The following is a 26,285-nucleotide window of genomic DNA, read 5'->3' as shown; positions in this document are numbered from 1 at the left end:
AAGCACCGCACAATTTTATCTCTGCGCTCAGCACAAAAAATGCTGAACGCAGAAAGAGTTAACCCAAACGGGAGGTTCAGGAAGTTTTGCGTGCCAGCATGGTGGCAAAGCGCAGTTTAATTCGATTACCGTTTTCATCTGTACGATGAAGTTCACCTACGTCTTCGTTATATTTCAGCAGATCCCACCCACTGTAATAGTTGCGTAATTCTCCGGTTTTAAACGCGAACGGAAAACCAACTGTGCACGGAAAATCATCAGTATCCATCGCTGCGACGATTAAGTTATATCCACCCGGTTTAGTACAACGTTGCATATTCTCAATAAGGCCAGGGATTGTTTTGGCTTCAAGAAACATCAGCACAACGGTAGATAGAATAAAATCGTATTCACCCTCAAAACGTAACGCATTAAGGTCAGCGACCTTCGCGTTCAGGTTGGTCAGCCCCTCAGCCGCTTTGATGCGCTCAAGGTTAGCGATGCTCATGGGGTTTTTATCCCATGCGGTAACGTCATAGCCGTTTGCCGCCAGGTACAGGCTGTTTCGGCCGTTACCGCAGCCCAGATCTAACGTTTTACCTGGTGCAACCACTTTTGCCGCTTCAACGACATCGGAATGCGTACGGGTTAAATCATATTTTTCAGTAAAGTAGTTTTCGTCGCAAAGGGTCATTATTTATCCTCAGATTTCAGTAATGCAGCACGCTCCGTGCGGATGAGCAGTTTCCCCTGCATCAGCAATGCAAACGTACGTATCAGTAATAATGCAATGATAAAATTGGTAAAAATAAACAGTGGGATAGACAGCGTATGAAAAAATCCTGATTCACTGCCGTGTCCAAGATGCAATCCCGTTGTCGCCAACGCAGACACGCCAAACGAGAAGCTCCAGAATGACGCATTAAATGGCTGTGACAAATACCACGGCATAAGGCGTAGCATGAACAGAAGTTGCAGCAGACCATAACCAAATAGCATTTTAGCTAACGTATCCCCCTCGCCGCCGTTGACGCTAAGCCAGGCGCTACAGGCCACCAGCGCGGGTGCCAACTGTATACCAAGTGAAGTCCGTAAAACCGTCGGCAGTTCACCGCAGCTACGTAAACGCTGCAGAATCACCGGCTCCAGGCTGAGCCAGGAAAATACCCCGGCGCCCAAAAAAACCAACCCGGCATCGTTGAACCCAAGTGCACCACAGGCCATGGCGCTGATAAAGTTATTGGCAACGGTTGGCAGATACAGACCCGGCGTGGTGGCCTCTTCCGGATGCTCCCCACGCCACAGCCCTGCCGTTTGCCAGGCGGCGTACGCCAGCTGTATCACCACGCCGATGCTGAACAATCCTAACGCCAGCGGTCGATACCACGGTACAAAACCAATCGCGACCAGCATCGTTGTTGCTGGAAACAGACTGACAAAACTGCTCATCACCGGATGACGAATTTCCGCCAGTACGCTGTGCGGAAAACGTAGTAAGCGATTCACAAATGCCAGCGTCAGCAATCCCCAGATGACCATCGCAAGGATGACTAAGCCATCACCAATCCAGTGGCTCACCGGCCACACCTGGCTGGCGTAACGCCACGCAAATCCCATCCCAATTGTACCCAGTACCATGCCAAAATAACCAGCCGGAAGATTGAGGACCCGTTCACTCTGTTTGTTCTTACTCATTTTGTTTATTTTTTAAAGTATATTTGAAATGCATTTTATGGAATATCTGCCGGTTTAGCCAGTGCAGAAAACTTTGCTACGTTTAACTAAGGTGCGCAACATGGAAATGAGCTATGACCAAATACCGTCTAAGCGATGAATCTCGCTCCTTTAGTTACCAGGATAATGGCAATAAAAAAAGTGTATTACTACGCCAAATCATCGCACTCATTGATTTTAATGATGTTAGATCCGGTACGCTCGGTGGCTGGATTGATGATGAAAGCGTTCTGTCGCAAAGCGGTAATTGCTGGATATACGATGAGAATGCGCTCGCGTTTTCCGGCGCGACGATAACCGGAGACGCCCGTATTACACAGGCAAGCGTGGTCAGAGATGGCGCGCAGATTGGTGATGCCGCCTGGATTGACCGAGCAGAAATCAGCCATAACGCGCAAATACGTGACAACGTCACCATTCAGGATTCTGTTGTTCGCGGTGAGTGCCTCATCTGCGGTGATGCACGCATTGTGTGTGACTCTGAAATCATTGCAGCCAGAGGGTTAACCCGTGAAAGCGACCAGCTCCTGCAAATTTACGAGCGGGCGGCAGTCAGTAATTCACGCGTGGTGCATCAGGCGCAAATCTATGGCGATGCGATGATCAATTATGCCTTTATAGAACATCGGGCTGAAGTTTTTGATTTTGCACGGATAGAAGGCAACGAAGAGAATAATGTCTGGATCTGCGATTGCGCCAAAGTCTATGGGCATGCACGCGTCATCGCCGGAACGGATGAAGACGCCATTCCTACCCTGCGCTACAGCTCGCAGGTGGCGGAACACGCGGTGGTTGAAGGTAACTGCGTGCTGAAACACCACGTGCTGGTTGGGGGGCATGCGCAATTACGTGGCGGACCGCTCCAGCTTGACGGTCACATCCTGATTGAAGGCTATGCCTGTATTCTGGGTGAAGTGCTGATCGAGCATCATATTGAGATAACCGATCAGGCCCAAGTTGAAGCCTTTGATGGCGATGCGATCCATCTGCGCGGGCCAAAAGTGATCAACGGCGAACAACGTATCACGCGCACCCCTATCGCCGGTTTATTCTGAAGAGCCATCAATGATGCGGGCGTAGAGATTCACGTCATGGTAATCCCCATTAAGGAACTCCGCCTGTTGCATACATCCTTCCAGTCGGAAGCCATTGCGCAGTGCAGCCTGGTTGCTCTTGACGTTATCTACACGACATTTAATCACGAAGCGGCGAATCTCCTGGCGCTGCGCATAATGATGAATCATCGCCTGTAGCGCCTGAGACAGAATGCCTTTGCCCTGGTGCTCTTCATCCAGCCAATAACCAATATAAGCGGCTTTGTTCAGCGGCTCTATCTGGTTAAACGAGATAACGCCAGCCACCTCCCCTTGTTCGAAAATAAGGAACATTTTGGCGTAGCCGCGCTGGTGCAACATCATATTCCCCTGCACGTTCTTACGCGTGTCGTCCTCAGATTCGACAAACTGCGGCCAGTTCAGTGACTGTTGGAGCCAGGTTTTATTTTTAAGCACCAACTGATGCAGAGGGGTGACGTGGTGTTCTTCTACCGCCCGCAGTTCCAGCGCGTCACTAACGATAATTATTTCTGACATGTTTATCTCCTTTGCGATCGTAAACGGGGCATTTCTGACTGGCAGTAGCCGATATTACTCTGTTTAGCACCGAGGATGTCTTATTTTTATGCTGTAACAGCAATCACTTAGAAAGAATCTCTGGCGTGGAACCCGTTACTCTGGTGATCCGGGTATCCCCTCATGGATAGACCGTAATGATGACAATAACACTTTCATTCTATTGCTAAGGAGCAAGCATGGCAGCACCTTTGGGTCGTTTAGCACTTATTCCGCTTTTACTGATTACCGCCTGTCACCAACCTGTTTCCACCACGCAAGCGGGCCCCGTTCCCTTTGCCGTCAATAAGCAACAGGTCGTGGATAATACCACGCTGGAAATTTCCCGTAGCGCGCTGGAATATAACATTCATAAAGTTCAGCAACTGCTGGGAGATAAAACCCGGATGTGCGCCATTCTTAAAGGCGACGCGTATGGCCACGATCTCTCACTGGTAACACCGGTGATGATGCAAAACGGCGTGCAATGTATTGGCATCGCCAGCAACGAGGAGATTAGTACCGTTCGCCGGTCAGGCTATACATCGCAGCTCATGCGCGTGCGTAACGCGACGGAAAAAGAGATGCGCCAGGCGGCGGATTTCGATACCGAAGAGCTTATCGGTAATCTGGATATGGCTAAGCGTCTAAGTGCAATCGCTCAGGAGAAAGGTAAAACTATTCGTATCCATCTGGCGCTGAACTCTGGCGGTATGTCGCGTAACGGTCTGGAAGTCAGTACCGCTGCAGGTCTGGAAGAAGCACGCGCTATTTCCGCATTACCCGGCCTGAAAATTGTCGGCATCATGTCGCATTTCCCGGAAGAAGATGCGGCAGTGGTAAAACGCGATCTGGCCCGTTTCAATGCGCAATCAGCCCAGGTACTGAAAATTACCGGGCTTAAGCGCGAAGATGTCACCCTGCATGTCGCGAATACGTTCGCTACCCTGACCGTTCCAGAATCCTGGCTCGACATGGTGCGTGTTGGCGGTATTTTCTATGGCGATACCATCGCCAGCACCGAATACAAACGCGTCATGACGTTTAAATCTGCCATCGCGTCGGTAAACCATTACCCCAAAGGAAACACCGTCGGATATGACAGAACCTATACCCTTAAACGTGATTCCGTTCTGGCCAATATCCCGACAGGTTATGCCGATGGTTATCGCCGTGTGTTCAGTAATGCGGGGCACGTGCTGATCCGCGGCCAGCGGGTTCCGGTACTGGGTAAAACATCCATGAATACCGTGATCGTCGATGTAACCGATTTGCCGCAGGTTGCATCCGGTGATGAAGTGGTGCTGTTCGGTAAACAGGGAAATGCGCAGGTTAGTGCAGAAGAAGTCGAAGAAATTAGCGGCGCGTTGTTCACTGAAATGTCGATCCTCTGGGGGGCGACGAACAAACGCGTGATGGTCGATTAACACCTAAAACAGGAAGGGCTTCCGTTTCTCGCAGGAAGCCCTTTTACACAGCAAGCGCCGTTCTACTCAGCTCTCACTGACACTCTCTTTTTGCAATATTTTGAGCAGATCTTCCTTCAGGTGGAGTTTCTGTTTCTTAAGACGAACAATGTCCAAACTATACCCCCGACCATCCGAACCTTCCAGTCTGGAGATCTCATGATCAAGGCTGTTGTGTTTTTCGAATAAGGACAGAAAGCGAGGGTTCTCGGATTTCAGTCGGGAAATAAGGTCTCTGTATTCTGGAAACATACTTTCTCCCTGTTAGTGGACAAGAACGTGTATAAGAAATACACACCCACAGAGTACCCATTTGCCATACAGAAAAATGCGAACAGGATCGAGTAAATAGTGTACAGAGTCGTTATGAGGATGAATGCAGATACGGCTCCCCATCAGGAGAGCCGTAAAGGGCGTGATTAACGCATCTCGCGGTCGTCAACGTACTGACGTTTATCCGGCGCAGGCGGGAAGTACTGATACAGCCAAGTTTCGCTGATGGCGTCACCCTGACAACGCAGGAACATACGCATATCTACCGGATCGGTCGAGTCAGAGGTTGGATACCAGTCAAACTGAATGCGATAACCATCGATAGGCTCCACGTAGAGGATCTCAATCTGTTTCGCTTCACCGCTGGAGAGCGTAATCACCGGTTCAATGCCTTTCGGCGCAGCCGCTTTTAGATCGCCACCAACGAAGTCAACGGCAAAACGACGCGCCCATTTTTCTGGGTAATGCTCGCCCGGTGCCCATCCTTCCGGGAAACCGCCCATGCCTGTCCGGGTCGCCATCACGCGAGCCAGCGGTGAACGCACCGGCGGTTGAGCGCTCCAGTACAGGCGATATTTGAATTCCAGCTCATCGCCAGCTTTGATCTTCTTGTCCGGCTGCCAGAAGCAGACAACGTTATCCAGCGTTTCGCCGGTCGTCGGGATCTCCATCAGACCGATGGTCCCCTTGCCCCACTGGTTGCGCGGTTCGACCCACAGGCTTGGACGCTTGTTATACCAGCCCATGATGTCCTGATAATGGGAGAAGTCGCGATCGAGTTGCAGTAAGCCAAACCCTTTCGGGTTGTTATCGGTATAGGCGTTGAACTGCAGCTTTTGCGGGTTATTCAGCGGACGGCAGATCCACTCGCCATTGCCCCGCCACATCGCCAGACGATCGGAGTCATGGATTTGCGGGTGAATAGTGTCGCACATCCGACGCTCGTTGTTGCCACAGCTGAACATGCTGGTCATCGGCGCAATGCCGAGCTGCTTGATGTCTTTGCGCGCATAGATGTGGTTTTGTACATCCATAATCACCTGCGTTTTCTCGCAGTGGATCACGAACTTGAATGCGCCGGTTACGCTTGGGCTGTCGAGAAGCGCATACACGGTAAAGGAGGTTGCGCCCGGTTTAACCGTTTCGAACCAGAAAGAGGTGAAATCAGGAAACTCTTCTTTGCTGTCGGTGTAGGTATCTACCGCCAGACCACGGGCTGATAAACCGTACTGATAGGTGTCATCCACGGCGCGGAAATAGCTGGCGCCCAGGAAAGAAACGACATCGCGGCGGGCCAGTTCTGGCGCTTTAAACACGCGGAATCCAGCGAATCCGAGGTCAGTCTGCCCTTCCAATTGTTTGGTATCCACACCCGCGTCGTTGTATTTAAACAGTTCCGGACGGAAGTGAATTTCACGCGCCATATGCGTACTACCATCAACCGAGAACATGCGTACACGACGACGGAAGCCCATTCCCACGTGGAAGAACTGCGCATCAAGCTGACGATTTTCAACATTGTTCCACAGAGACTGCTCTGCGTCATATTGAATGCTGTTGTAGGCCTGCGGCGTCAGTTTCGCCAGCGTGTCCGGTAACGCGCGTGGTGCGCCGCCCCAGGGTTTCTGTGCTAAGTCATGGGCCATCGATTGCAGAACGGAAAAATCAAAACGTACGGTTTTTCCGTCTGCAATGTCAGACTCTGCCGCAAAGGCGGCGCGGGAAAAGAGTGATGCAATACCACTGGTTCCGCACACGGCGGCCATTGCCATTGAACCTTTAATAAATCGTCTGCGATTCATGCCTGAAAGTGAGTCCTTCTGGTCGTGTAAATGGTCCCGCGCCGGTCAAAATCAGCGGCAAGAGAGTGCACATTTCTGACCGCTCACTCTAGACAAAATTCATTAATAATCCAATTGTTGGTCGCCGATTATCTGTACAAAATCGAAAATATTTTATGTCGATGGGAACAGACCGAATCCCATGTAAATTCCGTTAAAGTAAACCACACCGACGTTTACTTCGTTCTTGAGCCTCCTGATACAGCGCAAACTCATCATAAACCGCGCAACCCAGCGCCTGTTCAAACGCGTCGCGGCTGGAATTTCCGTGGCTGCGAGCCTGTGTTTCATTACCCAAATTGGACTGGAAAATTCCTGCGGCGCTCACCGGTAAAAAATCTTCGTAGGTGATGGGTTGCGCAACCAGCCAGCCCCGTTCAATAAGCGGCTGCGGATCGTCATCCGGGCGAATCGCCTGCCGATGCGCTTCACCCGATGGCGTCAGACGATAGCGGAACCAGGCTAGCCCCTGCTGGCGCAGCAGGAATTCGCTGTCCGGGAAGGCTTTAAACACCTCCTGAAGGTGTAGCTGGTGCGTCAGATTGTCTTTCCCCGTTCCCGCTTTATTCAGCAATTCGTCGTACAACGCTCTGCCTTTCGGTGTCAGGGCCACGCCGCGCTGTTCGATTTCACCAAAACGTGCCGTGTGAGTGCCGCGCATTTCACCGGCAAACAACACCGGTTCTTCCAGCGCTTTGAAACTGGTCTGACGCAATAAAATGGGCACCTCGCGGCGCGGCGGCCCTTCAATCAGTATTTTCGGTTCAATGCCGCATTCCGGCATCATCGACTGCACCCGGTCAATATCCAGCGTTCGCGGTGTCAGATGGTTGATATGACAACCGGGGAAGCACACCACATCGGCAATCAGCCGGTGTTCGTTGTGTAATGCGTGATAGGTCGCTTCATCGACCGTGGCATGCTGATGCCAGCGGAATGTTTCCAGCGCTTCATGCACAAATTCTTGCGCCTGTTCAGATGTAAAACTGCCCTGCGCATCAAATTCATCCAGCAGTTCGTGGCAACGGCGAGTGAAAATATCGCGTTTCGCGAGGATCTCAGCGGCTTTTTGCCGCAGCGCGGCGTTTTCGATTAGTTCGAGCCGTAATAACGAGGTGAATACCCGAAACGGGTTGCGCGATAGCGAGGCATCGTCGATGGGACGAAAGGCTGTGGAATGTACAGGGACGCCCGCCTGGGAGAGATCGTAATAACTCACCGGATACATGCCCATAACGGCAAACATCCGGCGCAGCGTAGAAAGCTCCTGCGCGGTACCCACTCGAATGGCACCATGACGCTCAACGTTTAGCCGGGCCAGTTCATCCGCATTCGCCAGTTTTTCATGCAGCGTCGGATTATTTTCCAGTACCGCCAGATTCACATCAGCGACAAGTTCCAGCAACGTGCCGTACTGCGGGACTTCCTGCTGGTACATTGCTGACATTGCCTGCGAAAATTGTTCCCGAATCTCATCTGCCGTGATGGTGTTCGCCATAATGTCATGCCTCCAGTGAATATTACCTGGAGTGTAGAAAACGCCGCTGACTCCGGTGGGAAGAATTTACAAAGTGTGACCCCGCGTAAACTTCCCACCCATACAAAAGATGAACAGTACCTACTGGCGTGGTTTCAAATGACTTTCCAGCCAGGGCAGCATCTGTTTTTTACGGCTAAGCATACCTTCTACCTTGCAAGGCTGCGGGATGTCTGAAAGTTCTGATCCAGCAAACCATAGGCTGGTGTCACCCAGATTGATGTCAGTGAGCATCAGCACGACTAACGCAGCGTTCTTTTCTTCTGCATAGCGCGCCATTTCCTGACGGAGATCGTCCAGCGCTGTATCAACCTGTTGCAGCGCATAGAGTTCGAGCTGCGCTACACAGACTGAATGTCCATGGATGGTGAAGGTTTTAATGTCTTTCTGCAAAAGTTCCCGGGCGCTCATCCCTTCCACACTTGTTTTAGCTGACAGCAGGTCGCGACTGAAAGCGTCAAGATCCACTCCGGTTTTTTGGGCCAGCGCATCAACCGCCAGGCGATCGTCAGTGGTCGTCGTTGGTGAACGAAGCGTGACAGTGTCACTCAATACGGCGCCGAGCAGTAAAACAGCCTCAGCTGAAGATAATTGATTGCGTTCATCCTCCGTCATCAGTTGCCACAGCAGGGTTGCGCTACTGCCGACAGGCTTCACCCACACTTCCGGTGGCAGACGGGTGACTAACCCACCAAGTCGGTGATGATCGATAATTCCCACCACGTTACTTTCTGTTAACGATTCCGGTCCCTGGGCCGGCTCGGTGAAATCGACCAGCCAGACATCACGATCGGTCAGTTCAAACGTCAACCGTTCAGGCATCGTCAGCCCCGCATGCTCAAAGATAAACTGCGTTTCGCGATTAGGCTCGCCCAAACGCCATGCCGTCGCCTGCTGGCCACGTAAACTAAGCCAACGCGCCGTCATTGCGGCGGTGCAGATGGCATCGCTATCGGGATTAAGGTGCCCTATTACATGTATCATTCATCAGTGCCTTGTGAAGAGAAATCGTTCAAAAGTAAACAATCACCAAAGTATAACGACTGGGCACACTCCCTTCCATGATCCCACAACCCAGCAATGCTGTACAAAACATAAGCAAAATAAATCAGTTGTAAGTAAAACATGATAAATGTTAATAATATTTTGCTATCAGGTTATCAAAAACAAACAACTTTACTTGTCACCGATACGGCTCTGTTTTTAACATCGCTTATGGAAAAAAATGTTCTGTTCAATCAGCGCATTCGCTTGCGCCACCTTCATACTTTTGTCGCCGTTGCACAGCAGGGAACGTTGGGGCGCGCGGCTGAGACCCTTAACCTGAGCCAACCGGCTCTCTCCAAAACGCTAAATGAACTGGAGCAACTGACCGGTACCCGTCTCTTTGAGCGTGGCCGCCTTGGCGCGCAGTTAACGCTGCCCGGAGAACAGTTTCTTACCCACGCGGTAAGAGTGCTGGATGCGCTCAACACCGCCGGACAAGCGTTAAATCAGCGCGAAGAGTCGCAGACTGATGTCGTACGGATCGGGGCCTTACCCACCGCGGCACTGGGCATTCTGCCTGCGGTAATTGGTCCTTTCCACAAGCAGCAAATGGAGACCACGCTACAGGTCGCCACCATGAGCAATCCGATGATTCTGGCAGGTTTAAAATCCGGGGAAATCGATCTTGGCATTGGTCGCATGGCCGATCCGGAATTGATGGTCGGTCTGAATTATGAATTGTTGTTTCTGGAATCACTTAAACTGGTCGTGCGCCCTAACCATCCGCTGTTGCAGGAAACCATCACGTTAAGTCGGGTAATGGAGTGGCCGGTGGTGGTTTCGCCAAAAGGAACCGCGCCTCGCCAGCACGCAGAAGCATTGTTGCAAAGTCAGGGTTGTAAAATGCCGCCAGGCTGCATTGAAACGCTGTCAGCATCGCTTTCCCGCCAGTTGACGGTTGATTACGACTATGTGTGGTTTGTCCCTTCAGGTGCGGTTAGAGAGGATTTACGCCAGGCGACGCTGGTGTCGTTGCCGATACCTACCCACGGTGCGGGTGAACCCATCGGTATTCTTACCCGTGTCGATGTGCAACTCTCTCAGGCCGCGCAGATCCTTATCGCCGCAATACGCAAAACCGTACCGTTTTGATGCCAAATATTAAGGGACCATCAGGTCCCTTAATTTATTGTTAAAACGTTTCCCAGTTATCGCCACTGGCCGTTGCCGTCTGCGGACACGATTGGTCAGGCGTAGTGGTTACGGGAGGGCGTTTAATTGCACTCGTTCCCGTTAAGCGAAATGTACCTACGGCTTCCGTTAAGCGCGCCGCCTGCTCTTCGAGAGAGGCCGCCGCAGCCGATGCTTCTTCAACCAGCGAGGCATTTTGCTGCGTAACCTTATCCATTTCTGATATCGCCTGGCTCACCTGTACGATACCCCGGCTCTGCTCATCAGAGGCCGCCGCGATTTCCAGCATGATATCGGTGACGCGTTTTACCGCATCGACAATATCCGTCATCGTATTGCCCGCCGCGACGACTTCTCCGGAGCCCTGGTCAATCAGTCGGACCGATTCGCTGATCAATCCTTCAATCTCTTTTGCCGCCTGAGCGCTGCGGCTTGCCAACGTACGGACTTCACTGGCGACCACGGCAAATCCACGCCCCTGCTCTCCTGCCCGCGCCGCCTCAACCGCAGCGTTCAGTGCCAGGATATTGGTCTGGAAAGCAATGCTATTAATCACGGCTGTGATTTCGGAGATTTTCTTCGAACTCGTTGAGATATTACCCATGGTTTTCACCACGCCAGAAACCATCTGACCGCCCCGACTGGCCTTACCGGACGCATCTTCCGCCAGTTTGCTTGCGTGATGCGCATTGTCGGCGTTTTGCTTCACCGTGGCGGTCAGCTCTTCCATGCTGGCTGCCGTTTGTTCAATCGCTGCGGCCTGTTGTTCAGTACGTGAAGACAGATCGGTATTACCCGCCGAAATCTCGCTGGTACCGCGGTAGATTTCTTCCGCGCCCTGACGTACCGTGCCCACCGTTTTCCCCAACGATCGTTGCATTGTCTGTAGGTGACGGCTCAGACGGCCAATTTCGCTACGCCCGGTCGGTTCATCGTGCATCGTCAGATCGCCTGATGAAATTCGCTCAATACGCTGGGCCGCGCGTAGCAGAGGGTGAATGACGGTACGACGCAGAACAATGAACGTCATCACGGTTAGCACCAGCGCAAGAACGAATGCACCCAGCATAAAAGCCATGCCGAGTTGTGTACGCTGATGCGCCTGTTCGCTTAACTGGTTCGCCCTTGCGGTACGAATGTCGATCGCTTTTAACAATACCTTATTGTAAGCAGAGTCCAGCGGTCGGGCCTGTTCATTTTCATGGTTGATGATCGCTTCAAACATGCCGTTTTTAGCGTACTTCAGCATGGGCTGTAAACCGTCGGTATAGGCTTTGAAGCTGGCGCTCAGTTCAGCATCTAGCGCTTCATCAGCAGACGTTTTTACCGCACGCGACATATAAGCGTTAAAACCGTCCTGCGACTGCTTGATGCGTTTTTCTGCCTCGGCAATATTGGCCTTCATGTCATCCATTTCGGCAATACGGCTCGCCGCGCCGGCGTGGATCATGTTGATACGTGCGGTACGTAGATGGTTAGAGCTGTTAGATAACCCCATCCTGACCTGAATCTCATCGGTCACGTCGCGCTGATCGCGATCGGCCTGCATAAGAAAATAGCTTGCCAGTCCGGAACTTAAGGCGAACAGCAGAAGGATGCCACCGAGAATGGAGGAAAACAGCGGAACCAGCCGGATTTGATGCAGAAAGCCCAGTTTATGCTGGGCTTGCATCGATGTAGTGTTGTCCATGACCGTCGACTCTCTTGTAGGGTTTATGCGTGAAAACACGCCCGTTAGATAGTCATCGGCAATCCGGGAAGTTTACTTACCGTGAAAAGCGCCGGATTCGTCACACTTTCACAACATAATTCTAAAAAATTCAGGAAAGTGCCAGCGGTTAAATCCGCTGGCCAATGAATCAGTTATCGCCAAAGTGGATAACGGTACGGATGGACTTACCTTGGTGCATTAAATCGAACGCTTCGTTAATCTGCTCCAGCGGTAAACGGTGGGTAATAAAGGGATCCAACTGAATTTTCCCGCTCATTGCTTCTTCAACCATGCCAGGAAGCTGAGTACGCCCTTTCACACCGCCAAACGCGGAACCGCGCCAGACACGCCCGGTAACCAGCTGGAACGGACGAGTTTTGATCTCTTGCCCTGCTCCCGCCACGCCAATGATGATGCTTTCGCCCCATCCTTTATGGCAACATTCCAGTGCCGCGCGCATCACGTTAACGTTGCCGATACATTCAAAGCTAAAATCCACGCCGCCGTCGGTCAGCTCAACGATCACATCCTGAATCGGTTTGTCGTAATCCTTCGGGTTGATGAAATCGGTCGCGCCCATTTCACCTGCCAGCTTAAATTTTTCCGGATTGGTATCAACGGCCAGAATACGCCCGGCTTTCGCCTGCACCGCGCCCTGAATTACCGCCAGACCAATACCGCCCAGACCAAATACGGCGACGGTGTCGCCTTCTTTCACTTTTGCGGTGTTATGGACTGCTCCGATACCGGTGGTCACGCCACAACCCAGCAGACACACTTTGTCCAGCGGGGCCTGCGGGTTAACCTTCGCCAGAGAGATCTCCGCGCAAACGGTGTATTCGCTGAAGGTGCTGGTGCCCATATAATGATAAATCGGCTCACCGTTATACGAGAAGCGCGTTGTGCCATCCGGCATCAGACCTTTGCCCTGGGTCGCACGTACGGCCTGGCACAAGTTGGTTTTACCCGATTTACAGAACTTACACTCGCCGCACTCTGCGGTGTACAGCGGGATCACATGATCGCCCGGCTTCAGACTGGTGACGCCTTCGCCTACTTCAACCACAATGCCGCCACCTTCATGGCCAAGTACCGCCGGGAATACGCCTTCCGGATCGTCGCCAGAGAGCGTAAAGGCGTCGGTGTGGCACACGCCGGTATGGGTAATTTTAACCAGCACTTCACCTTTCTTTGGCGGTGCGACGTCGATTTCGACAATTTTTAACGGTTGGCCGGGGCCGAATGCAACTGCTGCACGTGATTTCATTTGTCTCTTCCCATTATTGCGAGGTGATGATGTTATTTTAGATAAGCACGCAGAAGATGGCCGATTTCAGCCATGCGCACGGCACGCTGGTCTGGCGTTGTTTCTCCGCTGACCAGCTCGTCTTTCAGATGGATCTCAACCATTTCGCCCATCAGGCCATTGGATGCACCGCGCACGGCGGCAATTTGCTGCAGGATTGCCAGACACGGTTCGCCAGATTCCAGTGCACGCTCAAGCGCATCAACTTGACCGCGAATACGGCGTACACGGGTGAGAATGCGTTTCTTGTCTTCAGGTGAATGCGGCATACGCCCTCCGGATACTATAGGGGTGTATACTATCAGATTTGTTATTTCATTGTAAAATATAAGACTTATTTAATATCAGTAGCTTAGATTAAGCTGTTATCGGATATATGCGGACACCCGTTTACTATCGCCTGCACAGGCAAACGGAACCCCGGTTTATATCCACAGCGCTATGTGGGTATGAATGACTGTCGCCAGTTCCCGCTGGCGGCGGTCAACCACCTTCTAATAGTCACTACGCTGCGATGGAGCTGGGTGCTGATTACTGGCAATAAAAAACCGCCCAAGGCCGGCTGATTTTGATGTGTAACGGTTTAGCTAATTGGTTGATGATTAGTGTCTAATATCATTTCCCAAATATTGAAATTCTCTTCAGTACATCTGCCATAAGGTAAAGCTGTCGCCCTGGCTGTACGAAATTACCAATACGATACTCAATCTGTTCACCACCCGATTAGACACAAAAATTTCTTTCATCCGAAGGTTGTGCTGCGCCCCTTTTATTTCACGCTCGCTAATTTAACGACGGACCTTCGTTAACCACTTCGACTCCGCCCCCCCCTTTTTTCATTACCTAAATATATAATTCCATGTTTTATGACTTAATTAACTTCATATTTATTCTTGATGATGATTAACATCACTTAATGATAATTTACAAAAACAATTAAATTTAAAGCGTAATGTTTTACTGTGGGCTTTTTTATTAATACAAGGAAACGTTATGAGCTGGAATAAAGATGCTGCCGTTAATTACGCACGAAATCACGCAGGAAGTGCCAGTCAACATAGATGCGCTCATTTTGTCTCTAATGCCGTGCGCGCTGGCGGCGCTAGACTCATCAATACAAACTATGCAAAAGATATGGCGTTTAACCTACGTGCAGCAGGCTTTCGAGCTGTTTATGGCGCCCCAATGAAAGGCGATGTTGCTGTAATACAACCGATCGCTGGCCATCCGGCGGGACATGCTTGCATTTACGGCGGTGATGGCACCTGGTATTCAGATTATAAACAAAACAGCATGTACCCTGGCAATAATTGGGCATCTGCGGCACCGTCCTATCAATTATTCAGGCACAATTGATATGAAATTATTAATATTTACCAGCCTACTAATCTGCACTTCCGCGTTCGCGACTGTTTCCCCTACTGGCCCAGAGGCAGCAGCATTGAAATTTAATCACTGGTATATTGCACAATTGTTAAAAGAGAAAAATCCTTTAACGGATTACGCTGGACTTAAACCTTACGTCACTACCAGCACGATTGCCGCATTGAAAAAATCTAATGCGGCCGACCCCAATACCGAAGACGTACCGGACTCTGATATGTTTATCAAAGCCCAGGATTATAGTGAAGACTGGCGGCAGATCAAGATTGTGTCGTCAGATTATGATCCCGTGTGTATGCAAGTTTATGTGTCGTTTGGAACGAATAAAGCACATACCGTTATCGACTGTATGGTGCAGGAAGGCGGGGCCTGGAAAGTTCAATCTGTAGCCAGACAGGATATCTTGCCGAACATCAGTCTAAAGTAATCTATGTAAAGCCCGTTAATTCGTACGGGCTTCATTCCCCTTAATTATTTTTTCGTTGCGCTATAAGCTTGCGCAAATCGATACCAAACCGTTTTTTAATACCCCGAAGATAACTTCCTTCAACCCCTTATAACCGAGCATACCCAACACAAACACGATCTCATTGTATGTAAATGTGACCTCGCCAACTTGCGGGATAGTGAACGTTACGTTTGGGAGGTGAACTGCTGCAAACATCATGATCACTGCCCCGATCAGGACGTCACCACAACATTCACGGAATTTCCCCCCCCCCAATAAAAACTCGAACGATAACGCCCAGGGCAACCAGGATTACTAATTTATGGTTCACCGCAGCAGATTTATCAATACCTCATCACAGGCCATCGCGAGGGAACGGATATTGTTCAGCATTTCAGGGAGTACGGCAGTAGCGAAACGTAACATCTCTAGTTTGTATTCCTGCCAAGACTAAAACAAAACTGTGTTTTATCATATTAGTTTGAACAACACACGGATGGGTTTTAATTGTGTAAGATGCTCCCAAAGATTATGTAAATTAATAAGACCTGCCTGAGCTAATATTGCTATCGTGATCATCAATGTGGACGCGGTAATCACAAGCATCAAACGACTAATATTTTTCTGGATCCTGATCTGCTGCTTTTCCCGTTTATCTTCAGATTCCCATGAAACAATTGTTGAAATAGCCTTGCCTTGTATATAATATTTTTCATCACTAAATCTGACATCTTCTGTAATTACAAGTGACTGGAGAAGCAGAAAGACCTTCCTCCTGAAATCTTCATTCTTGATATGTTTATACCAAAGCGTCCCGTACAATAGATCAATAACCTCATCACATGTTACTCCAGTGTGAGTTTTCTCTGGCGATTGATGTACATATTCGTTCACCAGCATCTGTAGCAACATTATACGATCAAGTCCACTCAACGCCTTGTTACTGGTGAATGAAGAAAAGAGATTGCTTTTTGCTCTCGTCAGCGCATTTTTTGCATAAGCAATACGTGTAAAATAATTTATTGCAAAAAGAAAAATCGAATCAAACCTTAATGGACCTTGCTTTCTCCAATGAATAATCTCAACATTCATTTTTTCAATATCATTGAGTGGAAGGTTTATTTTCTCCATATAGGCGTGCTGCTCAGCATGCCATTTTTCAAGCACAACATTTTTGCCTCTTAGGCTCACAAGCTGATATTTTTCTTGTTTTACATCCGAAAAATAAACACCATAGTAATTATATACTTGATCATCCACATGATTTTTCAGAGTAAACCGTGGCAGAAAATAACGCCATAATCTACCTTTAGCTCTCGAAACTAAGGATTCTATGAACATAATTACGCTCTAACATCTTTAATTTGTCACAGTTAATGATAGTCCACTGTGCGAATAAAAAAGCCCTCCCCATTCGATAATGTGGAGGGCTTTTGTACACCGATTTAGTGCTTATCAGTGATCTCAACAACGACATGGCGATCTGGAGCAAGGCAATTAATCAGCTGCTGTCCGGTCTGCCCATCACAACTAGATCCCGTGACAGAATCACTCGAACCATGTCCTTGTGCAGTAATATTTGCAGCTGGCATGCCTAACGCGACTAATTCATCGGCAACAGCCTGCGCGCGCTGGGCTGACAGTTGCTGGTTATAATCTGCGGCTCCGGTGCGATCGCTATAGCCAATAACAACGGTCGCTTTGTCTTTGGCCGGTTGCAGACCGGGATTTCGGTATAACTGCGCAATCGCCGCTTTCCCTTCTGGGGTTAGTGCTGCTGAATCATAACCAAACATCACATCAGATTTTAAGTTAAAACGCTGAGGTTCAGGCGCAGGAGTTGCGGCAACTGCCGGTGCAGGCGTAACCTCCGCGTCGTCATGCTGGCCAAAACGATATGACAACCCAGCGGTAACGGAACTAACATCACTTGATACGCCAATCTGGTTTTCATTACCCACATTGCTCACCCATTGATATTCCACGCGACCAGCCCAGTTCTTGTTAAAGGCATATTCCGTACCAACAGCCACAACCGGACGCACACCAGTATCAAAGCGGTTATTGCCTTTAATATCTGACTCCGCGCGATATCCCATTGCCCCTGCACGACCGTAGAGATCCCAATCATCAGTCAAACCATAACTTGCTTTCAGCGATAATTGCAGCCCCTGGCTTTTCATTTGAGAACCAGAAGAACCATTTTTACCGTTGAATTGCATATTACCTAAATAATCATAGCCGCCTTCAACTGCCAGCCATGGAGTAATCTGGTAGCCTGTAAATACCCCGCCACCGACGTTATCGCTATCAAAACCAACATCACCATATTTATTACCATTGGCCCCCGTTTGCTGGCTTGCGCTGGTATCAAAGTAATGTGACCAACCAAATTTCCCACCAGCATACCAGGTTCCCGCATCCGCTGCGGCAAATGCCGTAGTCGCGGTCAGCGCATTTGCAATAATGAGTGTAATAAGCGTCTTTTTCATAAATTTCCTATTATAGACTTGCCGTTTGTCAGTTAGTTATCTGTTAGTCGGCGCTACAATAAGATTTTTAATGAAGGCTGATAATCGTTTTTTTATTTATTTCTGGACAGTTTTAGAATCGCTCTGGACGCTTATTTACGATAACAATGGCTATCCCACCCGCAGTAAATCGCTATATCTCGTTGTATAACGCGGTGAAAGCATATCTCGCTTCATTGCCCACGGTTGTTGTATACCTTGTCCGGCAAAATAGAGTGTTCCTTTACCCTTTTCAGCATTGAGTGTATCCAGAACGGCCATCAGCTTATCGCTGTTATGCCGTGGGGCGTTGTCATCAAACAGATTCAACTGCGCAACGCCAGAACTAAAAAAATCGCCCAGCATGACCCCTGCTTTTTGATAACGCAGCCCCTCCCGCCATATTGCGTCCAGGCTACGTGTGGCCGCCCTTATAATTTCCCGACTATCCTGGGTTGGTGTCAGCAGTTTTATCGATGCGCTGTTACCGTAATACGGTTCATTCAGGGAAAATGGGCTGGTTTTGATAAACGTAGAGATAAACCGGCAGAACTGGTGCTCTCTGCGTAATTTTTCCGCAGCACGTGCAGCATAGGTACAAATAGCCTCTCTCATCGCATTGTAATCCGTGAGTTTTTCACCAAACGATCTTGAACAAATGATCTCCTGCTTAACTGGCGCAAACTCTTCCAACGCCAGGCACGGTTCACCGCGCAATTCCCGCACAGTGCGCTCAAGCACAACGTTGAAATGTTTGCGGATAAAGCGAATATCGGTATCCGCTAGATCGCAGACCGTTTTAATGCCCATAGCGTCCAGTTTTTTACTGATACGGCGTCCGACACCCCAGACTTCATCAACCGGGAGCGCAGCCATCAGCTTACGCTGACGCTCAATATTCGAGAGATCCACCACCCCGTCAGTCTGTTCCTGCCACTTTTTGGCAGCATGGTTCGCCAGCTTGGCCAGGGTTTTGGTCTGGGCGATACCGACCCCAACCGTGAGGCGTGTTTTCTGTAAAATGGTTTCTCTGATTTCACGACCAAAATCTGTAAGATCCCTGCAGTTTCGCACGCCGGTTAAATCACAAAAGGCTTCATCGATACTGTACATTTCCACGCGCGGAGACAGCTCCTCCAGAATCGACATTACCCTGCTGCTCATATCCGCATACAGCTCGTAGTTCGAACTAAAGCAGAACACGCCGCAGCGCCTGAACAGATCTTTCTGTTTGAAGTATGGTGCTCCCATATTGACGCCAAGCGCCTTCGCTTCCGCGCTGCTGGCAATGACACAACCATCATTATTTGAAAGAACAACAACGGGTTTACCTTTCAGGTCCGGTCGGAATGCCGATTCACAACTGGCATAAAACGAATTAACATCCACCAGCGCAAACATAATCAGCCCGCGGATTTAATGATAAATGTCACCACGCCAAATATATCCAGCGAGTCCTCGCTGCCGATCATGATCGGCGCGTAGGCGCTGTTCTCTGGCTTCAGCATCACCACCGGATGCAATTGCAGGCGCTTAACGGTGAATTCGCCTTCAATAGCAGCAATCACAATGTCTCCGTGGGCCGCTTTTCTGGCACTGTCGACTACCAGCAAGTCACCAGCACCGATCCCTGCCCCCATCATGGAGTCGCCAGACGATTTAACAAAATAGGTTGCGCTGGGATGCTGCACCAACAGGTCGTTAAGATCGATACGTTTCTCAACGTAATCCTGCGCCGGAGAAGGAAAACCGCAGGGCACGAGATCGCTAAATAGCGGGAAGTGTTTGATTTCGGGGTGTTCTACTGGCTGGAAAAACAACATAATAATCTGCCTCTCATGTGACTGTATTTATATACAGTAGTTTTAATGAGGACAGTGATCAAGTGACAGACGTGGCGAACTGAGCGTTGTTTAACCATCTTGCCGGTAAGCGTTTATGCTATCTGGAAAAATAATTTTCGGTTTTATTCCACAGAGGAAAGTACAAATTTTCGCGACATGTACTCAGCCGGAATGATAACGACTACGGCGCCCTGAAAGCGCGTATAGTGGCGTACTAAAATCATTAAAACGGACACATTATGACCACCGCAGGGAAAAGTCATCCGCTGGCCATTGGCGGCCTCATCACCTTAACGCTCATCTGGAGCTACAGCTGGATCGCGATGAAACAGGTCACGCACTACATCGGCGCGTTCGACTTTACCGCACTACGCTGTTCTTTTGGCGCATTATTGTTATTCATCGTTCTGTTACTGCGTAGCCGAGGAATGCGCCCGACACCTTTCGGCTATACGTTAGCGATCGCCTTACTACAAACATGCGGCATGGTTGGATTATCACAATGGGCGCTAGTCAGCGGCGGCGCAGGTAAAGTAGCCATACTGAGTTATACCATGCCATTCTGGGTGGTGATTATGGCCGCCATTTTCCTCGGTGAACGCATGCGGCGTTTACAGTATTTCGCCATTGCCGTGGCAGCTGCGGGATTATTGCTGGTTTTACAGCCATGGCAATTGAACTTTGCCTCAATGCAGAGCGCGCTACTGGCGATCCTTTCTGGGATCAGTTGGGGGGCGAGCGCGATTGTCGCCAAGCGAATGTATACCCGCCATCCGAATATCGATCTGTTAGCGTTGACCGCATGGCAGATGCTGTATGCCGCGCTGGTGATGAGCCTGGTGGCCTGGCTGGTTCCACAGCGAGATCCAGACTGGCAACCTGTCGTTTTCTGGGCATTAGCTTATAGCGCCGTGCTGGCGACGGCGCTGGCATGGAGTTTATGGCTGTTTGTGTTGCGTAACTTACCAGCCAGTATTGCCAGCTTAAGTACGCTGGCGGTACCTGTCTGTGGCGTTCTGTTTTCCTGGTGGTTGCTGGGTGAAGAGCCTGGCGTTGTTGAAGGTTGCGGTATTGTGCTGATTGTTGTTGCGCTGGCTATCGTCAGCCTGAAAAAACGCGTCTCCCAGGTTCAAAGCGTACGAAAAGCACCATCCTGCGAAAATTAATCGGCTAAAAAAATGCCCCGCATTTGCGGGGCGTTACCTCAGGAGCGTTTACGCGGCATCATGCGCAATAGCGTATTATCCTTCCAGAAATAGTGATGCATCAGGGCGGCAACGGCATGCAGACCAATAACAAAATAACCCAGGTTTGCCAGCGTCACGTGCCAGGACTTCAGCATATCCACTAAATCAAAGTTAGCCTCTGCCGCATGCGGCATAACGATGCCGAATGCAATCCACGGATTACCCCGGTTGTACATCATCACCAGCCCAATAATAGGCAGCACAATAAACAACAGATAGATAACCAGATGCCCCAGATGCGCCATGCCGGTCATCATTGGCTTTGGTTTTGGCACAATCGGCGGTGCCGGATATTTCAGCCTGACCAGCAGACGCGCCACCATCAGCGTTAATATCGTGATACCACAGGATACGTGCACCATGTTGAATAAGGGACGATAGCTGCGCGGGAAAAATCCGCGAAACTCCATGGCGCTATAGGCCACAATAACTAACAAAAAGACCAGCCAGTGAATACCGATTTGCAGGCCAGAATACTTATTCCCCATAACACTTCCTGAATAAAAACAATAATGCGTCAACATAACGGGCTTTTGTTAAAAATTCATTAACTTTTGTTCACCCATTTTCAGTCGCTTACGCTTAACAGCAAGAACCGCTATTGCCGAGGATGCCTGTCTGAACTAAGCCTGGTAAGGAAAATATGTCGTACCGCCTCATCCTGACAGGAGAAAACCATGAGTAAAATTGGCATTAACGGTTTTGGTCGTATCGGCCGTCTGGTATTGCGTCGGCTACTGGAAGTCAAAAGCAACGTGGAGGTTGTGGCCATTAATGACCTCACCTCGCCCAAAATTCTCGCCTATCTGTTAAAGCACGATTCAAACTACGGCCCGTTTCCCTGGAGCATCGACTTTACCGAAGACGCGCTGATTGTCGACGGTAAAAAAATCGCAGTCTACGCAGAAAAAGAGGCCAAAAATATCCCGTGGAAAACCACTGGCGCTGAGATAATCATCGAATGCACCGGTTTTTATACCTCGACAGAAAAAGCCAACGCACACCTGGATGCAGGTGCCAAAAAAGTGCTGATATCCGCCCCGGCTGGCGACATGAAGACCATTGTCTTTAACGTCAACGACGACACAATGGATGCGAACGATCGGATTATCTCGGTCGCATCGTGCACCACCAACTGCCTGGCACCGATGGCGAAAGCGCTGCACGATAGCTTCGGTATTCAGCTTGGCACTATGACCACCATCCACGCCTACACGGGAACGCAGTCGCTGGTTGATGGTCCACGCGGGAAAGATCTGCGCGCCTCGCGGGCAGCAGCAGAGAACATCATTCCCCATACCACTGGTGCCGCCAAGGCCATTGGTCTGGTTATTCCGGCGTTGAGCGGAAAATTAAAAGGCCATGCCCAGCGTGTTCCGGTGAAAACAGGATCTGTCACGGAACTGGTATCGATATTGGGGCAAAAAGTCACTGCTGAAGAGGTCAACAACGCGCTGAAAAAAGCCACGCAAAATAATGAGTCGTTTGGTTATACCGACGAGGAAATCGTCTCGTCAGATGTCATTGGCTCGCATTTCGGTTCGGTATTTGATGCAACACAAACCGAGATTACCGAAGTGGGCGATCTGCAACTGGTAAAAACCGTCGCCTGGTACGATAACGAATACGGTTTTGTCACCCAGCTTATTCGTACGCTGGATAAATTTATCAAGCTCTAATGTTCTGGCGGAGGCCTGCCTCCGCCCTCTTTCATTTCCCGCGAATTCAATACGTTGTGAGTCTCTCCCCGTTTTCGATTCACTGACTGTGCTATAGCTAACCTTTGCCACTGAGGGAGCATAGTAATGGAAGCACTGAGTCGTGAAACGTTAGAAAACATGATGGAGCAAGCCGTTGCCCACGCAACCACCGTCTCATTCTGGCCGCAGAGTGAAGCCCCCGGAGCAAAAAACAGCGATGCGGTGTTTACGCCTGAACCCCGACATACAGGAACATCTCAGTATGATCGTGCGGTCACCGGTATTCGTGCCCCGGAAATTACCGTTTATGCCCCCGAAAAACCTAACGGCGTAGGGATCCTTGTTACACCGGGAGGTTCTTACCGTCGCGTGGTGATGGATAAAGAAGGCAGCGTACTGGCACCATTCTTTAACGCCCGCGGTTATACCCTGTTTGTGATGACCTACCGCATGCCGGGTGATGGCCATGAGGAAGGTGCAAACGCGCCGCTGGCCGATGCCCAGCGCGCCATGCGCTACATTCGCGCCAACGCCCATGAATGGAAAATTAACCCTGACCGTATCGGTGTGTTGGGCTTCTCTTCCGGTGGTCACGTAGCCGCCAGTCTGGGAACCCGGTTTGCCGAACCGGTTTATACACCGATTGATAGCATAGACGAGCAACCAACGCGTCCTGCGTTCATGGCGTTGGTCTACCCGGTGATTACTCTGCGTGAAGACATCGGCCACCCGGGCTCTCGTCTTGAGCTGGTTGGCGCTACGCCCGAAAAGGAAGATCTGCGCCACTATTCTCTGGAAGAGCGAGTGGATAACACGACACCGCCGACATTCCTGCTACACGCCATCGACGATCCGGCGGTGAAAGTAGAAAACAGCCTGGTTTTCTTTAATGCGCTACGTGGGCTGGGCGTTCCGGTCGAAATGCATCTGTTTGAACGCGGTAAGCACGGATTTGGTATTCGCGATGCGCAAGGGTTACCGCTGGCCATCTGGCCGGAAATGATGATGAACTGGATCGCCACCAAAATGTGAGAATTGCGCCGGGTGGCGTACAGGCTCACCCGGCGAAAAACTTAAGACTGCAAATACACTACCTGTGTTTGCAGGTATTCATTCAGACCGTGTTTACCATCTGCCCCGCCAATCCCGGACTTGCGCCAGCCAGCGTGGAAGCCCTGCATCGCCTCGAAGTTTTCGCGATTAATATAGGTTTCGCCAAACTTCAGCCCCTTAATCGCCTTCATTGCCGTATTCAGATTCTGCGTATAGATCGATGAGGTCAGTCCGTAGTCGCTGTCATTGGCCATTGTCAGCGCCTGTTCCAGCGTATCAAATGCCACCACCGGCAGCACCGGACCAAACGTCTCCTCGTGCATAATCGCCATATCCTGGCGCACGTCTAACAGTAACGTCGGCGGATAGTAATAACCTTTACCGGCAACGGCTTTACCACCCAGCACCACACGGGCGCCTTCCTGCACCGCTCGCTCGACTTTTTGCTCTACACGCGCCAGCGCAGCGGCATTAATCAGCGGCCCCATCGCAATGTCATTGCGTTCGGCCGGATTGCCAAACTGCACGGCTTTCATCGCCTCACCCAGACGATTAACGAACTGGTCATAGATACCTTTCTGAACGTATACGCGCTCGGCACAGTTGCATACCTGTCCGGTATTGATCACCCGCGAGTCAACAATAGCCTTCACCGCCAGCTCAAGGTCAGCATCTTCCATCACGATAGCCGGGGCCTTACCACCCAACTCCAGACAAACTTTGGTGATGTTTTTGGCCGCTGCGGCCATAATTTTCTCACCCGCACCGACGCTACCGGTCATGCTCACCATGGCGACCTTCGGGTTTCCGGCCAGCTCCTGACCGACCGTTTCACCGCGTCCCAGCACCAGGTTAAAGACCCCGCGCGGTAAACCAATGTCATCAACAATTTTGGCAAAGGCGATGGCGTTATTCGGTGTGAATTCACTCGGCTTAATGACGATGGTATTTCCCGTCAGCAAGGCGGGAGCCAGTTTGCGGGCAATCAGGAAAAATGGGAAGTTCCACGGCAGAATGCCCGTCGTCACGCCCAGTGCACGCTTAAACAGCAGGATATTCTCACCAGGGCGATCGCTTTGCAGGATCTCGCCTTCATAGCGACGCGCCCACTCCGCCATGTAATCGATATAGTCGGCGGTAAACGCGACTTCAACGTCAGCCAGTTGTTGAATTTTTCCACCTTCCGCCACAATCAACGCGCTGATTTCATCGGCTCGCTGGCGGATACCTGCAGAAATTTTGCGTAACCAGTTTGCCCGTTCAATGGCAGGCAACGCTTCCCATTGCGGCTGAGCGCGATCCGCGGCATCGATCGCTTTACGCGCATCTTCGGCACGCCCATCGGGAATACGCGAGATAATCTCTTCCGTGGCCGGATTGACGACATCAATCCAGGCGTCATCGTGCCAGGTCACAAACTGCCCATCGATATACATAGGATGTTGTACGGGTACTGACATGCGGCTCTCCTGTGACTGATTTGTTTTTAACAGGTAAAACTATTGTTAATTAATATCAATCATGCATGACGCATTATCGCTGGAGTGGTGGTTCTGTGAACTGCTTCATAAAAGCGTCTGGAAAAGTGATGATAAAGAGAAAAACCAGGTGGGATTTCTGCCCGTTTGCCGTAAAACGCCGACAAACGGGCAGCAAGAATTACAGAGAACGGCTCTCCAGTAAGTCGGTCAGCGCGGTATCATTTTTTAGCTGCTGCCAGGCTTGCTCGACGTCCTGAGGAATATCGACATGTACGATAAAATCGTGTCCACAGGGCCCGTAGCCGGTTGCATCATCACGCAGACGCGGAAGTTCACCGGTAATGAGAGAAAGATAGCGATCTACCGACCACAAACCTTCTGCGGCGGGCACAAAATCCACGCCGTTGTGCTGTTGGGCCAGTTCAGGGATGAAACCAGGGAAACTCAACCAGCGCGGCGCATGCGGTTCATCGCGGGTGACGCGCTGAAACGTGGCCATTGTGCGGCGTTGCATAGTGGGATCCTGCACCACAATGACGGTATGAATACTTTCTGCCGCCTGATTCAGTAATGCACAGCTAAACCGGGCATTCTCACCGCAGTTTGTCGACTGATCTTCCACCCAAATTTTCTCACCCGGAATTTGCCAGAACTGGTGAGCAATATCGGCAAGGATCGCCGCTTCCGCGCGTCCGGTAGTACGAATGATGCTATAACGCGGATGCTGGGCAATCGCATCATACAGAAAGCGCGTGGAATGACCGATACCACCGCTAATCAGCAAGGGAACCTGTTGCTCTTTCGCGATCCGACAGGCGGCGTCGATGGTCGGAATAACCGCGTTTCCTGCCAGAATCACGCAATCTGACTGAACGGTGATATTCCCCGTAAAATCATTCTGCGCCAGCCATCGCCCTACGGTATTGATAGCCGCAAGGGTGGTTGCGGAAAGTGTTGGAAACTGACTCATATTGATGACTCCTG

The 26,285-nt window shown here is 50.4% G+C and carries 25 protein-coding genes; 8 read left to right on the top strand and 17 right to left on the bottom strand.

Annotated features, from left to right (window positions below; genetic code table 11):
- Positions 1–76: 76 nt before the first annotated feature.
- A complete protein-coding gene (gene tehB / locus OGX97_RS06720; RefSeq protein WP_003833160.1) occupies positions 77–673 on the bottom strand; it encodes a tellurite resistance methyltransferase TehB in 597 nt (198 codons plus the stop codon).
- The gene (gene tehA, locus OGX97_RS06715) at positions 673–1,674 is read right to left on the bottom strand and encodes a dicarboxylate transporter/tellurite-resistance protein TehA (RefSeq protein ID WP_003833162.1); all 1,002 of its coding nucleotides are present in this window, start codon (positions 1,672–1,674) and stop codon (positions 673–675) included. The genes tehB and tehA overlap by 1 nt, the downstream gene beginning before the upstream one ends.
- A gap of 113 nt (positions 1,675–1,787) precedes the next feature.
- On the opposite strand from tehA, the gene ydcK reads away from it, so the two are divergent.
- Complete coding sequence (gene ydcK / locus OGX97_RS06710; RefSeq protein WP_235127567.1) at positions 1,788–2,768, top strand: YdcK family protein; 981 nt, start codon at positions 1,788–1,790, stop codon at positions 2,766–2,768.
- Here the strand turns inward: ydcK and rimL are convergent.
- On the bottom strand, positions 2,760–3,305 hold the full coding sequence (gene rimL, locus OGX97_RS06705) for a 50S ribosomal protein L7/L12-serine acetyltransferase (RefSeq protein ID WP_235127566.1): 546 nt from the start codon (positions 3,303–3,305) through the stop codon (positions 2,760–2,762). The two genes, ydcK and rimL, sit on opposite strands and share 9 nt — an antisense overlap.
- 218 nt (positions 3,306–3,523) lie before the next feature.
- Here rimL and alr point away from each other — a divergent pair, with 218 nt between their 5' ends.
- On the top strand, positions 3,524–4,750 hold the full coding sequence (gene alr / locus OGX97_RS06700; RefSeq protein ID WP_279850616.1) for an alanine racemase: 1,227 nt from the start codon (positions 3,524–3,526) through the stop codon (positions 4,748–4,750).
- A 66-nt stretch (positions 4,751–4,816) separates the two neighbouring features.
- Here alr and OGX97_RS06695 read toward each other — a convergent pair whose 3' ends face one another.
- From OGX97_RS06695 to OGX97_RS06680, 4 genes are all read right to left on the bottom strand, one after another.
- Positions 4,817–5,041, bottom strand: coding sequence for a YdcH family protein (locus tag OGX97_RS06695; RefSeq protein ID WP_003833168.1), 225 nt, complete (start codon positions 5,039–5,041; stop codon positions 4,817–4,819).
- A gap of 167 nt (positions 5,042–5,208) precedes the next feature.
- Positions 5,209–6,864, bottom strand: a complete 1,656-nt coding sequence (locus tag OGX97_RS06690; protein ID WP_047411098.1) for a glucan biosynthesis protein D — start codon at positions 6,862–6,864, stop codon at positions 5,209–5,211.
- Between the two features lie 193 nt (positions 6,865–7,057).
- Positions 7,058–8,401 (bottom strand): 2-oxoadipate dioxygenase/decarboxylase HglS, encoded by a 1,344-nt coding sequence (gene hglS / locus OGX97_RS06685; protein ID WP_008784859.1) that lies wholly within the window; start codon positions 8,399–8,401, stop codon positions 7,058–7,060.
- 120 nt (positions 8,402–8,521) lie between these two features.
- The gene (locus OGX97_RS06680; protein ID WP_008784860.1) at positions 8,522–9,424 is read right to left on the bottom strand and encodes a manganese-dependent inorganic pyrophosphatase; all 903 of its coding nucleotides are present in this window, start codon (positions 9,422–9,424) and stop codon (positions 8,522–8,524) included.
- Between the two features lie 231 nt (positions 9,425–9,655).
- On the opposite strand from OGX97_RS06680, the gene pcaQ reads away from it, so the two are divergent.
- Positions 9,656–10,579 (top strand): pca operon transcription factor PcaQ, encoded by a 924-nt coding sequence (gene pcaQ, locus OGX97_RS06675; RefSeq protein ID WP_003020288.1) that lies wholly within the window; start codon positions 9,656–9,658, stop codon positions 10,577–10,579.
- Between the two features lie 40 nt (positions 10,580–10,619).
- Here the strand turns inward: pcaQ and OGX97_RS06670 are convergent, their stop codons facing one another.
- From OGX97_RS06670 to OGX97_RS06660, 3 genes are all read right to left on the bottom strand, one after another.
- Positions 10,620–12,308 carry a methyl-accepting chemotaxis protein gene (locus OGX97_RS06670; RefSeq protein ID WP_235127562.1) on the bottom strand — a complete coding sequence of 563 codons (1,689 nt, stop codon included), beginning with the start codon at positions 12,306–12,308 and terminating at the stop codon, positions 10,620–10,622.
- A gap of 169 nt (positions 12,309–12,477) precedes the next feature.
- On the bottom strand, positions 12,478–13,596 hold the full coding sequence (locus OGX97_RS06665; RefSeq protein ID WP_008784862.1) for an S-(hydroxymethyl)glutathione dehydrogenase/class III alcohol dehydrogenase: 1,119 nt from the start codon (positions 13,594–13,596) through the stop codon (positions 12,478–12,480).
- A gap of 32 nt (positions 13,597–13,628) precedes the next feature.
- Positions 13,629–13,904: a metal/formaldehyde-sensitive transcriptional repressor gene (locus tag OGX97_RS06660; RefSeq protein ID WP_003833178.1), complete on the bottom strand. Its 276-nt coding sequence runs from the start codon at positions 13,902–13,904 to the stop codon at positions 13,629–13,631.
- Positions 13,905–14,628: 724 nt separating this feature from the next.
- Between OGX97_RS06660 and OGX97_RS06655 the strand changes: the two genes are divergently transcribed.
- Together OGX97_RS06655 and OGX97_RS06650 are read left to right on the top strand one after the other, a co-directional pair.
- Positions 14,629–14,991, top strand: a complete 363-nt coding sequence (locus OGX97_RS06655) for a CHAP domain-containing protein (RefSeq protein WP_103285263.1) — start codon at positions 14,629–14,631, stop codon at positions 14,989–14,991.
- Position 14,992: 1 nt separating this feature from the next.
- Entirely contained in the window at positions 14,993–15,445 is a 453-nt protein-coding gene (locus OGX97_RS06650; RefSeq protein WP_057068233.1) for a DUF3828 domain-containing protein, read from the top strand.
- 492 nt (positions 15,446–15,937) lie between these two features.
- On the opposite strand, the gene OGX97_RS06645 is transcribed toward OGX97_RS06650, so the two are convergent.
- From OGX97_RS06645 to OGX97_RS06630, 4 genes are all read right to left on the bottom strand, one after another.
- Positions 15,938–16,726 carry a hypothetical protein gene (locus tag OGX97_RS06645; RefSeq protein WP_235127559.1) on the bottom strand — a complete coding sequence of 263 codons (789 nt, stop codon included), beginning with the start codon at positions 16,724–16,726 and terminating at the stop codon, positions 15,938–15,940.
- Positions 16,727–16,911: 185 nt separating this feature from the next.
- Positions 16,912–17,958 (bottom strand): porin OmpA, encoded by a 1,047-nt coding sequence (ompA, locus tag OGX97_RS06640; RefSeq protein WP_149335290.1) that lies wholly within the window; start codon positions 17,956–17,958, stop codon positions 16,912–16,914.
- A gap of 150 nt (positions 17,959–18,108) precedes the next feature.
- Positions 18,109–19,377: a Y-family DNA polymerase gene (locus OGX97_RS06635; RefSeq protein WP_048214134.1), complete on the bottom strand. Its 1,269-nt coding sequence runs from the start codon at positions 19,375–19,377 to the stop codon at positions 18,109–18,111.
- A 2-nt stretch (positions 19,378–19,379) separates the two neighbouring features.
- The gene (locus tag OGX97_RS06630; RefSeq protein ID WP_235127557.1) at positions 19,380–19,799 is read right to left on the bottom strand and encodes a translesion error-prone DNA polymerase V autoproteolytic subunit; all 420 of its coding nucleotides are present in this window, start codon (positions 19,797–19,799) and stop codon (positions 19,380–19,382) included.
- A gap of 260 nt (positions 19,800–20,059) precedes the next feature.
- Here OGX97_RS06630 and OGX97_RS06625 point away from each other — a divergent pair, with 260 nt between their 5' ends.
- The gene (locus OGX97_RS06625) at positions 20,060–20,986 is read left to right on the top strand and encodes a DMT family transporter (RefSeq protein WP_235127556.1); all 927 of its coding nucleotides are present in this window, start codon (positions 20,060–20,062) and stop codon (positions 20,984–20,986) included.
- A 38-nt stretch (positions 20,987–21,024) separates the two neighbouring features.
- On the opposite strand, the gene cybB is transcribed toward OGX97_RS06625, so the two are convergent.
- Positions 21,025–21,555 (bottom strand): cytochrome b561, encoded by a 531-nt coding sequence (gene cybB / locus OGX97_RS06620; RefSeq protein WP_008784870.1) that lies wholly within the window; start codon positions 21,553–21,555, stop codon positions 21,025–21,027.
- 189 nt (positions 21,556–21,744) lie between these two features.
- Between cybB and gap the strand changes: the two genes are divergently transcribed.
- Together gap and OGX97_RS06610 are read left to right on the top strand one after the other, a co-directional pair.
- On the top strand, positions 21,745–22,746 hold the full coding sequence (gap, locus tag OGX97_RS06615; RefSeq protein WP_235127555.1) for a type I glyceraldehyde-3-phosphate dehydrogenase: 1,002 nt from the start codon (positions 21,745–21,747) through the stop codon (positions 22,744–22,746).
- Positions 22,747–22,872: 126 nt separating this feature from the next.
- Entirely contained in the window at positions 22,873–23,799 is a 927-nt protein-coding gene (locus OGX97_RS06610; protein ID WP_235127549.1) for an alpha/beta hydrolase, read from the top strand.
- 41 nt (positions 23,800–23,840) lie between these two features.
- Here the strand turns inward: OGX97_RS06610 and aldA are convergent, their stop codons facing one another.
- Entirely contained in the window at positions 23,841–25,280 is a 1,440-nt protein-coding gene (gene aldA / locus OGX97_RS06605; protein WP_235127548.1) for an aldehyde dehydrogenase, read from the bottom strand.
- 199 nt (positions 25,281–25,479) lie between these two features.
- On the bottom strand, positions 25,480–26,271 hold the full coding sequence (locus OGX97_RS06600; RefSeq protein WP_279850620.1) for a YdcF family protein: 792 nt from the start codon (positions 26,269–26,271) through the stop codon (positions 25,480–25,482).
- Between the last annotated feature and the right edge of the window lie 14 nt (positions 26,272–26,285).

It is taken from the genome of Citrobacter sp. Cpo061, from assembly GCF_030332845.1.
Classification (GTDB): domain Bacteria; phylum Pseudomonadota; class Gammaproteobacteria; order Enterobacterales; family Enterobacteriaceae; genus Citrobacter; species Citrobacter portucalensis.
The sequence above is the reverse complement of the archived record's forward strand: the minus strand, read 5'-3'. Positions and strand labels throughout refer to the sequence as shown.

What these genes read in the sequence shown, in the direction of transcription:
- tehB (WP_003833160.1), bottom strand. Translation starts at nt 673, where the DNA reads ATGACCCTTTGCGACGAAAACTACTTTACTGAAAAATATGATTTAACC.
- tehA (WP_003833162.1), bottom strand. Translation starts at nt 1,674, where the DNA reads ATGAGTAAGAACAAACAGAGTGAACGGGTCCTCAATCTTCCGGCTGGT.
- ydcK (WP_235127567.1), top strand. Translation starts at nt 1,788, where the DNA reads ATGACCAAATACCGTCTAAGCGATGAATCTCGCTCCTTTAGTTACCAG.
- rimL (WP_235127566.1), bottom strand. Translation starts at nt 3,305, where the DNA reads ATGTCAGAAATAATTATCGTTAGTGACGCGCTGGAACTGCGGGCGGTA.
- alr (WP_279850616.1), top strand. Translation starts at nt 3,524, where the DNA reads ATGGCAGCACCTTTGGGTCGTTTAGCACTTATTCCGCTTTTACTGATT.
- OGX97_RS06695 (WP_003833168.1), bottom strand. Translation starts at nt 5,041, where the DNA reads ATGTTTCCAGAATACAGAGACCTTATTTCCCGACTGAAATCCGAGAAC.
- OGX97_RS06690 (WP_047411098.1), bottom strand. Translation starts at nt 6,864, where the DNA reads ATGAATCGCAGACGATTTATTAAAGGTTCAATGGCAATGGCCGCCGTG.
- hglS (WP_008784859.1), bottom strand. Translation starts at nt 8,401, where the DNA reads ATGGCGAACACCATCACGGCAGATGAGATTCGGGAACAATTTTCGCAG.
- OGX97_RS06680 (WP_008784860.1), bottom strand. Translation starts at nt 9,424, where the DNA reads ATGATACATGTAATAGGGCACCTTAATCCCGATAGCGATGCCATCTGC.
- pcaQ (WP_003020288.1), top strand. Translation starts at nt 9,656, where the DNA reads ATGGAAAAAAATGTTCTGTTCAATCAGCGCATTCGCTTGCGCCACCTT.
- OGX97_RS06670 (WP_235127562.1), bottom strand. Translation starts at nt 12,308, where the DNA reads ATGGACAACACTACATCGATGCAAGCCCAGCATAAACTGGGCTTTCTG.
- OGX97_RS06665 (WP_008784862.1), bottom strand. Translation starts at nt 13,596, where the DNA reads ATGAAATCACGTGCAGCAGTTGCATTCGGCCCCGGCCAACCGTTAAAA.
- OGX97_RS06660 (WP_003833178.1), bottom strand. Translation starts at nt 13,904, where the DNA reads ATGCCGCATTCACCTGAAGACAAGAAACGCATTCTCACCCGTGTACGC.
- OGX97_RS06655 (WP_103285263.1), top strand. Translation starts at nt 14,629, where the DNA reads ATGAGCTGGAATAAAGATGCTGCCGTTAATTACGCACGAAATCACGCA.
- OGX97_RS06650 (WP_057068233.1), top strand. Translation starts at nt 14,993, where the DNA reads ATGAAATTATTAATATTTACCAGCCTACTAATCTGCACTTCCGCGTTC.
- ompA (WP_149335290.1), bottom strand. Translation starts at nt 17,958, where the DNA reads ATGAAAAAGACGCTTATTACACTCATTATTGCAAATGCGCTGACCGCG.
- OGX97_RS06635 (WP_048214134.1), bottom strand. Translation starts at nt 19,377, where the DNA reads ATGTTTGCGCTGGTGGATGTTAATTCGTTTTATGCCAGTTGTGAATCG.
- OGX97_RS06630 (WP_235127557.1), bottom strand. Translation starts at nt 19,799, where the DNA reads ATGTTGTTTTTCCAGCCAGTAGAACACCCCGAAATCAAACACTTCCCG.
- OGX97_RS06625 (WP_235127556.1), top strand. Translation starts at nt 20,060, where the DNA reads ATGACCACCGCAGGGAAAAGTCATCCGCTGGCCATTGGCGGCCTCATC.
- cybB (WP_008784870.1), bottom strand. Translation starts at nt 21,555, where the DNA reads ATGGGGAATAAGTATTCTGGCCTGCAAATCGGTATTCACTGGCTGGTC.
- gap (WP_235127555.1), top strand. Translation starts at nt 21,745, where the DNA reads ATGAGTAAAATTGGCATTAACGGTTTTGGTCGTATCGGCCGTCTGGTA.
- OGX97_RS06610 (WP_235127549.1), top strand. Translation starts at nt 22,873, where the DNA reads ATGGAAGCACTGAGTCGTGAAACGTTAGAAAACATGATGGAGCAAGCC.
- aldA (WP_235127548.1), bottom strand. Translation starts at nt 25,280, where the DNA reads ATGTCAGTACCCGTACAACATCCTATGTATATCGATGGGCAGTTTGTG.
- OGX97_RS06600 (WP_279850620.1), bottom strand. Translation starts at nt 26,271, where the DNA reads ATGAGTCAGTTTCCAACACTTTCCGCAACCACCCTTGCGGCTATCAAT.